The sequence below is a fragment of the Ligilactobacillus acidipiscis DSM 15836 genome (genome assembly GCF_001435755.1).
Lineage (GTDB): Bacteria > Bacillota > Bacilli > Lactobacillales > Lactobacillaceae > Ligilactobacillus > Ligilactobacillus acidipiscis.
Window position 1 is genome coordinate 1 of sequence record NZ_AZFI01000067.1, and the last position, 10,280, is coordinate 10,280.

Sequence of the window (10,280 nt, forward strand, 5' to 3'; positions counted from 1 at the left end):
TATTTCTAACTTAATTTGACATTTCAAGAGTGAAAAATGGTAAATTTATATTATGTGATTTTGAAAAGTTTTCTTCATAAAGTTTTTAAAGACAGAGAGGAGTTCATGATGTTAGACCTCAAGCACATCAAAAAGTATTATACAGTCGGGGATACGACAACCAAGGCGTTAGATGATGTTTCTGTATCCTTTCGTGAAAAAGAATTTGTTTCGATCTTGGGTGCTAGCGGCTCTGGAAAAACAACTATGTTGAACGTGATCGGCGGTTTGGACCGATACGATTCAGGTGATTTAGTGATCAATGGTCAGTCGACAAAGACGTTCAAAGATGCTGACTGGGATGCATACCGCAATAATTCGATCGGTTTTATTTTCCAAGATTACAATATTATTACTCATTTAAGTATTATTGATAATGTTACGATGGGTATGACATTGAGCGGTGTTTCCAATGACGAAAAGCTCAAGAAAGCAAAAGAATCACTTGAACGTGTTGGGCTGAAAAAACATATGAATAAGAAACCAGCACAGTTATCAGGTGGTCAAATGCAGCGTGTGGCGATCGCACGGGCACTAGCAAATGATCCTGAAATCTTGCTGGCTGATGAACCTACTGGGGCGTTGGATACTCAGACAAGTCGTGAGATCATGGATCTCATCAAAGAACTGGCTAAAGACAGATTGGTAATTATGGTTACGCATAATCCTGAATTAGCTGAAGAATATTCAGACAGGATCATTAAGTTTAATGACGGGCAAGTCTTATCTGACTCAAATCCATATCAAAGTGGTGAAGTCAATAATGACTTCGAGCTCAAGCGGACTAAGATGAGCTTTTGGACTGCTTTAAAACTGTCTTTTACGAACATTAAAACCAAAAAAGGCCGGACATTTTTAACAATGTTTGCTTCTAGTATCGGAATTATTGGTATTGGGATCGTGTTAGCTTTATCTAACGGCTTTCAAAAGCAAATCGATAATACACAGGCGGAGACATTGTCGCAATTCCCGATCACGATCTCACGTGTTGGGTTAGATTCGCAGGCAGCGATGCAAAACTCGCAATCTACAGGTAAAAAGAATTTTGCCAAAGGACAAACTGTGACTGCTAAAAGGAGTACAGCGGAATTGGCTCAACATATCAATAAGCTTGATACTAAATATGTTGATTATGTAAAAAATATCAAGAAATCGGCAGCCAAAGATATTGCTTATAGCTATACCACAGGCTTCAACTTAGTGCGACAGGTGAATGGCAAGTATCAGCCAGTAACTTTTTCCAATATGGATGAGTCGCAGACACAACAAGGATCAACTGGCGATCCCAGTTCTTCTGTCGGAGTTGGTGGGGCAGTCTACCCCACGGATCGCAACGGAAAAATGAGCTTTTTGAAGCAAAACTACAAAACGCTCGCTGGTAAATATCCGACAAAGAAAACAGACATTGTGCTAATTGCTGATCAACATAATAATGTGAATATCAATGCCTTAAAAAACTTGGGCTTTAATGTTAAGAATAATCAGAATTTGAAGACTGCAGATTTGATCGGAACTCAGGTCAAATTAGTGGCTAATGATGATTTTTACCAAAAGCTGCCAACAGGAAACTTTGTTCCAAGTAAGGATTATAGTCAAATGGCTTCTTCAGCTAAGACGAAGACTTTGACAGTGACTGGGATCTTACGTACTAAGTCAAAAAATTCGGATGGGCTTTTAGCAAATGGAGTCGCTTATAATGACCGCCTGACCAAAGAGGTTGTTGATCAAAATAAAAAATCAGCCGTTGCAAATGCCCAACGTTCAAGTGAACAAAATGTCTTAACTGGTCAGTCTATCAAGGATGCAAACCGTCCTGGTCTGATGACTTATTTAGGCGCTGCAAGTGTTCCAAGTACTATTCAAATTTATCCTAAGAGTTTTGATCAAAAAGATCGTGTGACTGACTACTTGGATAAGTATAATCATGGCAAATCAAGTGCAGATAAGGTTGTTTATAATGACCTGGCTGGCAGTATCAGTTCGTTAACTGGTGGTTTAATGGATGCGATCACCTATGTTTTGATAGGTTTTGCAGGTATTTCACTTGTAACATCGATGATCATGATTGCGATCATCACGTATACTTCTGTTTTGGAACGGACTAAAGAAATCGGAGTTTTGAAGGCACTGGGAGCACGCAAGAAAGATATTACTCGAGCCTTTGATGCAGAAACTACAATTTTAGGCTTGGGATCAGGTGTTTTGGGAGTTGTCATTGCTTGGTTATTAACTTTCCCAGCCAATGTTTTGTTGGAGAAGGTGACTGATTTGAGTAATGTGGCCCAATTAAATCCTTGGCATGCTCTCTTGCTGATTATCATTAGTACAGTCTTGACAGTTTTAGGTGGTCATGTACCAGCCAGAATGGGTTCCAAGAAGGATGCAGCAATTGCACTGAGGTCAGAATAAGAAAACTAAATATTATTGAATCATTTGTGGTCAACTAAGCGGTATTTGACCGCACATACATAGAGCTAGAAGAATGTAGGGAGATAAGATGGCAGAAAATAGGTTTAAACATAGCATTAGTACAGCTGGATTGATCGCACTCGGTTCTGGAGGGGTGATCGGCAGCAGTTGGATCTACACGAACAGTCAATTTTTTAAACAATATGGTGCTGGCGGGGAAATCTTTGGGCTGTTAGCTGCTTCAATTCTAGCGGTTTTCGTTTCCCTTTCATTTGCCGAATTATCGACAATTTACCCTAAAGCAGGGGGCGAAGTGGTTTATGGCTATGAAGCTTTCGGTAAAAAGGGCGGTTTATTTGCAGGTTGGGCTTTATTAGGATCATATTTAAGTGCTCTAGCTTTTTATGTTACAGCATCTAGTTTTCTGCTTTCAGAAATCTTTCCTAAAATTGCGACTGGACCAGCGTATTCATTTGCTGGGGCAAAAGTTCATTACAGTGAATTGATTTTGGGCGTCTTGATTACATTATTTATTTTTGCGATCAACTATTTGGGTGCCGAATTGACAAGTAACGTCCAGATCGTTTTGCTTGCCTTATTGATTATTTTGGGCTTGGTACTAGTCGTTGTTGGCTTTTCTCAAGGTAAAGCAAGTAACTTTTCATCCTCTTTTTATAAGGGGCAAGCTAAAATGCCGGCTGTTTTTCGCTTTGTTTTACCAGCTATGACCTTTTTGACAGGCTGGGAATCGATTGGTGTCATGGCTGAGGAAGTTAAAACACCAGCACATAAAATTGGTAAGATCATTATTCTTTCTATAGGTATTGCTGCAACTTATTACATTTTAGTTTTGTTGTCGTCGGCCTGGATCTTTCCTTGGAAAGAAACTGCACAAATGCAGATGGGTTCGATCGATTCTTTTAAAGCAGCCGGCTTTCCTAAATTAGGTACTGCGGCATTCGTAATTGCTTTTCTTGGTTTGGGGACCAGCTTCTTAGCTCTTTTTTCAGCGGCTCCACGGTTGATATATTCGCTGGCTGAAAAAGAGATCTTACCAAAGTATTTTGCTAAGATCCACCCCAAGTATGGTACACCTTCAGGAGCTGTTGTCTTGACTCTTGTGCTAGTTCTCGGGCTAGACTGGATGGGTAAAGGAGCACTTACTTATTTCCTTGATATTGGCGGATTTTTGACAGCTTTAGCTTGGGGGATCAATGCTTTTAACTTAGCCGCTGTTCGTAAGAAGTATCCGGATCTTGTGGGTGGTTTTCGTAATAAGCACCTGACTTTACCAATCATTGGCGGTGTGATCGCGATCATGATCGCCTTGGCAACGGTGATCCCTGGAACTTCGGTTTCATTGGTTTGGCCATATGAATATGTTGTTTTAGGAATATGGATCGTGATCGGCTTAGTAAGTTACTTTAGCAGTAAAAATAAATAAAAGTTAGTAGGAGTTTTACCGACAAACTGTTAAGATGTTGGTAAAGCTTTTTTTATTAAAAATTTTTATCAATGGTAGGTTAAAAAGAGAATAGGATATAAAAATTGTTAAGTTGTTGTCCACTGACTTGTTAGTTTAAGAAGCGGTGTATATTTTAGGAAACATAATGTTAATTATTATTTTGCCAGACCGTTTTTAGAGGATACTATTAAAGAATACAAAAAACAGCGACATTCATTGAAATTTGAAATGAATGCCGCTGTTTTTGCGATCAGGTATTAGTGTTTATTTTAAAATAATTTCAGATCATTTAAGGTACTAAATGCTGGATCATACGGATTATCACGTAATTCAAAATGTTTGATGTCTTCGACCGTTTGAGTACCAGCTAATTGCATTACTAATTTTAACTCAGCTTGCAATTTTTCGAAAACTTGTTTAACACCGACGCTGCCGCCAAGAGCTAAACCATAGATAGCAGGACGCCCTAAAGCAACAACATCAGCACCTGAAGCGATTGCTTTGAAGATATGCTGGCCCCGGCGAATGCCAGAGTCAAAAATAACTGGAACACGATGATCAACTGCTTTAGCAACTTCTTGCAATGAATCGAAAGCGGCAGGGCCGCCATCTAATTGGCGACCGCCATGGTTTGAGACCCAGATCCCTGCAGCGCCAGCAGATAAAGCACGGTCAACATCTTCTTTACTTTGTGGTCCTTTAACATAAACAGGAAGCCCAGAATATTCAGCAATAAATTCGACGTCCTTAGTAGAAAGCTTTTGTTTAGCTGATTTATAAACATAATCCATTGTTTTACCAACACTGTCCGGTAAATATTCTTGCACGATAGGAAGTGTCACAGGGAAAGTGAATCCATTGCGGGCATCAGTTTCACGATTACCGCCAACCATCGCATCGGCTGTCAACACGATCGCCTTAATTCCTTGTTCTTTCACACGATCCATGATATGGCGGTTTATGCCATTATCTTTGCTGAAATAGAATTGGAACCATTCAGGTGCCCCATTCAAAGCTTGTGTTACTTCTGGCAGGTCAACTGATGAATATGAGCTGACTGTATAAATCGAACCAAAATCAGCAACTCCCTTAGCACTGGCAACTTCACCTTGCTCGTTAGCTAATTTGTGTGCGGCAACAGGTGCCATGATCATTGGTGCCGTAAGTTCTTCTCCAGCAAAAGTAGTTTTTGTTTCAGGTTCTTCAACATCCATTAATGTATGAGGTACGATCAATTTATGGTTAAAAGAACGAAAGTTTTCATGTAATGTGAATGTGTCCCCAGCACCACTGGCAATATAGCCGAATGCACCCTTCGGTACTACTTTTTGTGCCATTTTTTCCAAATCATCAACATTAATGAAATCGACCGGTCCTTCTGCATTGCTTGTTTTGAAATCCATTATAATATCCCCCTAAAAAGTTTTTGTTGTTCAAATAGAAGACTTTGTGAATATAACTAAGAGTTTAAAAGGAGATTTTTATGCAGGTCAACATTATGTAATATCTGTTATCTTCTTTTAAATTTTACTTATAGACACTAAATAAAAAAGTTATTGAATTGAATAAATTAAAATTGATAGCTTTGAATCAACAGTTAATATTATAAGCCCAATAGGAAACCGTTTTCAACCCCTTTGGTGAAATTTATTGTACAAAATATAATTTTTTTGGAATTACAAAAAAGCTTTGACATCAGCATAAAATTATATTACTATAACTTCATTGATCGTATGACAGCGCTTGCATTAACTTGGGAAGGATTATTTCACAAACTTTATGTTGAGCAGTTTTGAAATATTATTTTTATGGGTAGCTACCTCAAAAAATTATTTTTTCGATCACATAGATTGTCTAAAACAGTTATAAACGAGCAATATTTTACTTAACCAAAATTTGGTGAGGCTTAGGGGGATAAACATTATGGAAGCACAAACGCAAATAAATAATAACGTAGGAAATTTTGAAAACGAGGGAGAAAAATTTATACAGACTGTTCCGGCAGTAGGAGAACAGACAGCGACAGAATCGCCTTTGTTTAAGAAAATCGATACCGCTATCAAAAACAAGGTCGCTTTGATCGACAGTAGTTATTGGCGTTATGCAGCTCGATCAGTTTTAGCTACATTATTTTTGACTTTAGGAACTTCGATTGCCTTTGGAACGGCGATTCAAGCGGAAAAATTTATGCCTGGGGCAGGAAAGTTCACTTTTGCCTTTATGTTTAGTTGGTCATTGGTCATGATCATCTTTATGAATGCAGAACTGGGGACCTCTAATATGCTCTTTATGACAGTCGGGGTATATCGGAAAAAGATCAATATTAGCAAAGCAATTAAAATATTGATGACGTGTGTGTTGTTTAACCTGATCGGTGGGATCATTTTTGGATATTTGGTTTCTTTAACTGGGCCGTTTCAAAACTTGCCAGCAGATAATTATATGTTTACTGGTGTAGCGGCTAAACTAAGCAAGTCCACTGTTCAGATCATTGTTGAGGGAATTTTTGCAAATATCGTTGTTAATACGGCGTTTTTTATCAATTTAAGAATGAAGGATGACGCGGGTAAGGTTATGGCTATTATTTTTGTGATCTTCATCTTTGCTTTTCTAGGATACGAACACGTTATTGCTAATTTTCCGGCATTCTCTTTGGCCTTTTTTGCTTCTAAAGGTGCGATCGCAGGAATGACGACGGCAAGTGTTTTGCATAACTTGCTCTTTGCTTTTGTCGGAAATTATATTGGTGGCGCTTTAGTCATCGGAATGACATACGCATGGTTGAATCAGACTCATTCAAGTTACGTTGATTAAGAATTTAAATGTTTCAAAACCAAGCTGCGCTATTTGGAAAAAAGCGTGGCTTTTTTGATGTCATCAAGAAATGTACGATGGCGGATTTGCATTATTTTAGATATACTAAGAAGGAAGAAAAGCTTTGTTTTGATAGGAGTGAGAGTTTGAAAAAGACGTACTTAAAATCAACTTTCCGTGATATTCGTTTTTCGCTCGGAAGATTTATTGCAATTATTTTGATTATTTTTATGGGCGTTTTGCTATTCGTTGGTGTAAAAAGTGTTGGGCCAGATCTAACAGCAAGTGCACAAAACGAGATCGAGGCAAACAATATGTCCGATTTGCAAATTATTTCGACCGGTGGGCTAACAAAAGATGATCAGAAGTCTGTGGAAAAAATTTCTGGCAGTCAAGTTCAACTTAGTAAAGGGTTTGATTACTTAGAAAAGAATAAGAAAAATAATTTGAAGGTCTATTCATATTCAAAAGCAGACAAACAAAATAAGCTGGCAGTAGTTAAAGGTCATTTGCCGCAACAACAGGATCAAGTTGTTGTTGATGAAGTACTTTCAAGCGATTATCCTCTTGGTTCAACGATCACATTAAATAATGATTCTTTGAAAAAAACTAAGTTTCATGTTGTTGGATTTGTGAGGTCACCATTATATATTGCGAATGAAGAACGGGGCAACACAACTGTAGGTGATGGTCAAGCTAATGGTTTTGTTTATATTCCTTTAAAATCTTTTGCGACGGATGTTTACTCACAAATGTACGTGACTTTTGATGATCTGAAAGAAAAAACATATTCTTCTAGTTCATACAAACACCAGTTAAATCGACATATTAAGAAATTAGACAAGGTTTTGGAAAAGCGCAGAGACCAGCGACAGGTTGAACTACAAAATTTTGCAACTAAGAAAAGTGGTCCTGCCAAAGAAAAAATAGCAGTTCAACAAGAAAAGCTTACTCAAGCAAAGCAGCAATTAAGTAACGGAAAGTCACAATTAGCACAACAAGAGCGGCAGCTAAACCAACAAGAAGAAATTTTGGCAGCACAAGTTGGCCAACAGCAGGCACAACAGCAACTAGTTCAGCCAAGACAACAATTAGCTGCTTCAAAAAATAAATTACAACAACAAGAACAACAACTACAGCAGGGACAGCAAAAATTAACAGCGGGCAAAGAAAAACTGCAACAGCAAACAAAAATCTCTAAGCCGACCTATTTGACAGATAAACGGACAGATATGCCCGGATTCAATGATTATGCTAGTTTGTCAGATCGAATCGATGCGATCGCAAATATTTTTCCAGTATTTTTCTTCTTTATCGCTATTTTGATCACTTTTACAACGATGACGAGAATGATCACGGAAGATCGACGCCAAATCGGGACGTTACTTTCACTAGGTTATACTAAGCTGGAAACTTCTATGAAATATGTGCTGTATGCTTTACTGACAGTAATTATTGGGACCGTGTTAGGTGTCTTGGTCGGCAGTAAGGCATTGCCGCCGGTGGTTTTCAAGATGACTGGTTCAATGTATATTTTTCAGAACTTTTCTTCTAAATTCTATCCTTTTTTGATTTGGCTTGCCAGTGTAGCCGCTTTGGTCGCAACTCTGGGATCGGTGATTTTAGTCTTGTTCCGAGATCTGCGTGAGAAGCCGATGAATTTACTGGTTGAAAAAGCACCAAAAGCTGGTAAGAGGATCATAATGGAAAAAATTACTCCACTTTGGAGAAAGTTGAGCTTTACCAAAAAAATTACTTTTCGTAATCTTTTTAGATATAAGTCGCGGATGATATTGACCACTTTTGGGATTGCTGGTTGTACAGGATTGATGCTAGCAGGTTTTGGTTTAAATGATTCGATCCCAGCACCAGGAACTAAACAATTTAGTGAGATCAATCGTTATCAAGCGCTGGTTACTCTCAAATCTGCTGGTAAAGACAAAGCTTCACAAGTGTTACAAGATGATCAGCGGGTTACTGGAAAGTTACCAGTTCACATGGAACAAGTTACTTTTAGACAAAAAAATTCCAGCAACCAAGTAGCTTCTTTATATGCTGTTAAGGATCCTGAAAAGTTGCAGAATTATATTTCTTTAAATATGCCGGGTAGCAATAAAACGCAAGTTATCCCTAAAAACGGGGCAGTTGTCAGTCAACGTTTGGCACAGGCGTATAATTTAAAGAAGGGTGACAAGCTTTATTTTGAGGATGAAAAAGGGCGTGAATACACGCTCAAACTAGCTAAAGTAACTGAAAATTATGTGGGACATAATGTTTACCTAAGTGCTGCTTACTATCAGAAAGCTCTTGGAAAAAAGGCCCGATTAAATTCATTTCTTGTTCGGACTAAAAAGCAAAATTCAAAGCAGCAAGATCAGCTAGCAAAAAAACTGGCAGATACTGGTGAAGTTTTGAATACAAGCTACACTGAAACCCAACGATCTAAGCTTGAAAAATCTGTCAAGGGCATGAATTCAATCGTCATCATCTTCATTGTTTTATCTGGAACACTAGCATTTGTGGTGTTATATAATTTAACAAATATCAATATTTCAGAACGTAAGCGAGAATTGGCGACTTTTAAAGTGTTAGGATTCTTTGACAAAGAAGTTACCATGTTCATTGTAAGAGAAAACATTATTTTCACGTTATTCGGCATTTTATTTGGTTATGTGATCGGTTGGTTTTTGAATTGGTTTATTTTAGTTTATGCTTCCAGTAATATGATGGTTTTTCCGGTGGTTATTAAATGGCCGGGTTATGTGATCTCGGCAGTTATGACGATCATCTTTTCTGCGATAGTCATGTGGGTCACTCACCGTAAATTGCAGCAGATCGATATGATCAGTGCATTGAATTCAAGTGAATAAAAAAGGAGTGTAGCAAGTCGGAAGTATTTGGCTTGAGTAATTCTACGAAGGATAAGAAAGTTTAGCAAGCAGTATTATTGGAGAAGAACCCCAGATCGTTTTTTCAACGGTCTGGGGTTCTTTTAAGCACAAATTTTTTAAGTTTGAATAAATTAAAAATGTAAGACTAACATTTGCCAAGTAAGCGTCGCAAACGGAAATGTGAGACCAACTTTAGTTAAGTAAGTGTTGCAAACAGCAATGTGAGATTAACCTTGGGCAAGTGAGTGCCACAAGTAGACAGAAGTTTTCGAAATGTGACTTCAAATAAAAAATGTTACCTGGATAAAAAGATGTAGAAATTGAGTTTGTTTCTACATCGTATTTTGATCTTAGCAGTATTACTTTGTTTAATCTTAGTGTTGAGCGGTACTTATTTAACGTACTGATGGCGAAATTCTGATACAAAGCCATTTTCCAGGCCTAAACCTTCATGAAGATAGTTGTTAAAACTACCAAAGGTATTTATGATCGTGTCATTTGCACGATTTAGGTATTCTGGGGCAACATTCAATGCAATTTGTAATTGCTGTAAATGTTCAGTAGAAATTGTGTTTTTAAAATAAGCAATGATCTGTTGATTAGCTTTCTTACGCAGTGTGTTAGTTTTTAGGTGAGAGTATAAAATAGTTTGTGTAAATGAA

The 10,280-nt window shown here is 37.8% G+C and carries 6 protein-coding genes; 4 read left to right on the forward strand and 2 right to left on the reverse strand.

Translation table 11 applies throughout. The features are described from left to right. Positions 1-108: 108 nt before the first annotated feature. Both FC65_RS05940 and FC65_RS05945 read left to right on the forward strand, forming a co-directional pair. Positions 109-2,448: an ABC transporter ATP-binding protein/permease gene (locus tag FC65_RS05940; RefSeq protein WP_056971922.1), complete on the forward strand. Its 2,340-nt coding sequence runs from the start codon at positions 109-111 to the stop codon at positions 2,446-2,448. An 88-nt stretch (positions 2,449-2,536) separates the two neighbouring features. Continuing rightward, a complete protein-coding gene (locus tag FC65_RS05945) occupies positions 2,537-3,892 on the forward strand; it encodes an APC family permease (RefSeq protein WP_056971923.1) in 1,356 nt (451 codons plus the stop codon). Positions 3,893-4,182: 290 nt separating this feature from the next. Here FC65_RS05945 and lctO read toward each other — a convergent pair whose 3' ends face one another. Beyond that, complete coding sequence (lctO, locus tag FC65_RS05950) at positions 4,183-5,316, reverse strand: L-lactate oxidase (RefSeq protein WP_010498722.1); 1,134 nt, start codon at positions 5,314-5,316, stop codon at positions 4,183-4,185. Positions 5,317-5,836: 520 nt separating this feature from the next. Between lctO and FC65_RS05955 the strand changes: the two genes are divergently transcribed. Together FC65_RS05955 and FC65_RS05960 are read left to right on the forward strand one after the other, a co-directional pair. After that, positions 5,837-6,727, forward strand: coding sequence for a formate/nitrite transporter family protein (locus FC65_RS05955; protein ID WP_010498724.1), 891 nt, complete (start codon positions 5,837-5,839; stop codon positions 6,725-6,727). Positions 6,728-6,873: 146 nt separating this feature from the next. Further along, positions 6,874-9,597, forward strand: coding sequence for an FtsX-like permease family protein (locus FC65_RS05960; protein WP_162257049.1), 2,724 nt, complete (start codon positions 6,874-6,876; stop codon positions 9,595-9,597). A 412-nt stretch (positions 9,598-10,009) separates the two neighbouring features. Here FC65_RS05960 and FC65_RS05965 read toward each other — a convergent pair. Further along, positions 10,010-10,280, reverse strand: a 271-nt coding sequence (locus FC65_RS05965) for a tyrosine-protein phosphatase (RefSeq protein WP_162257050.1), incomplete at its 5' end; no start/stop codon positions are given.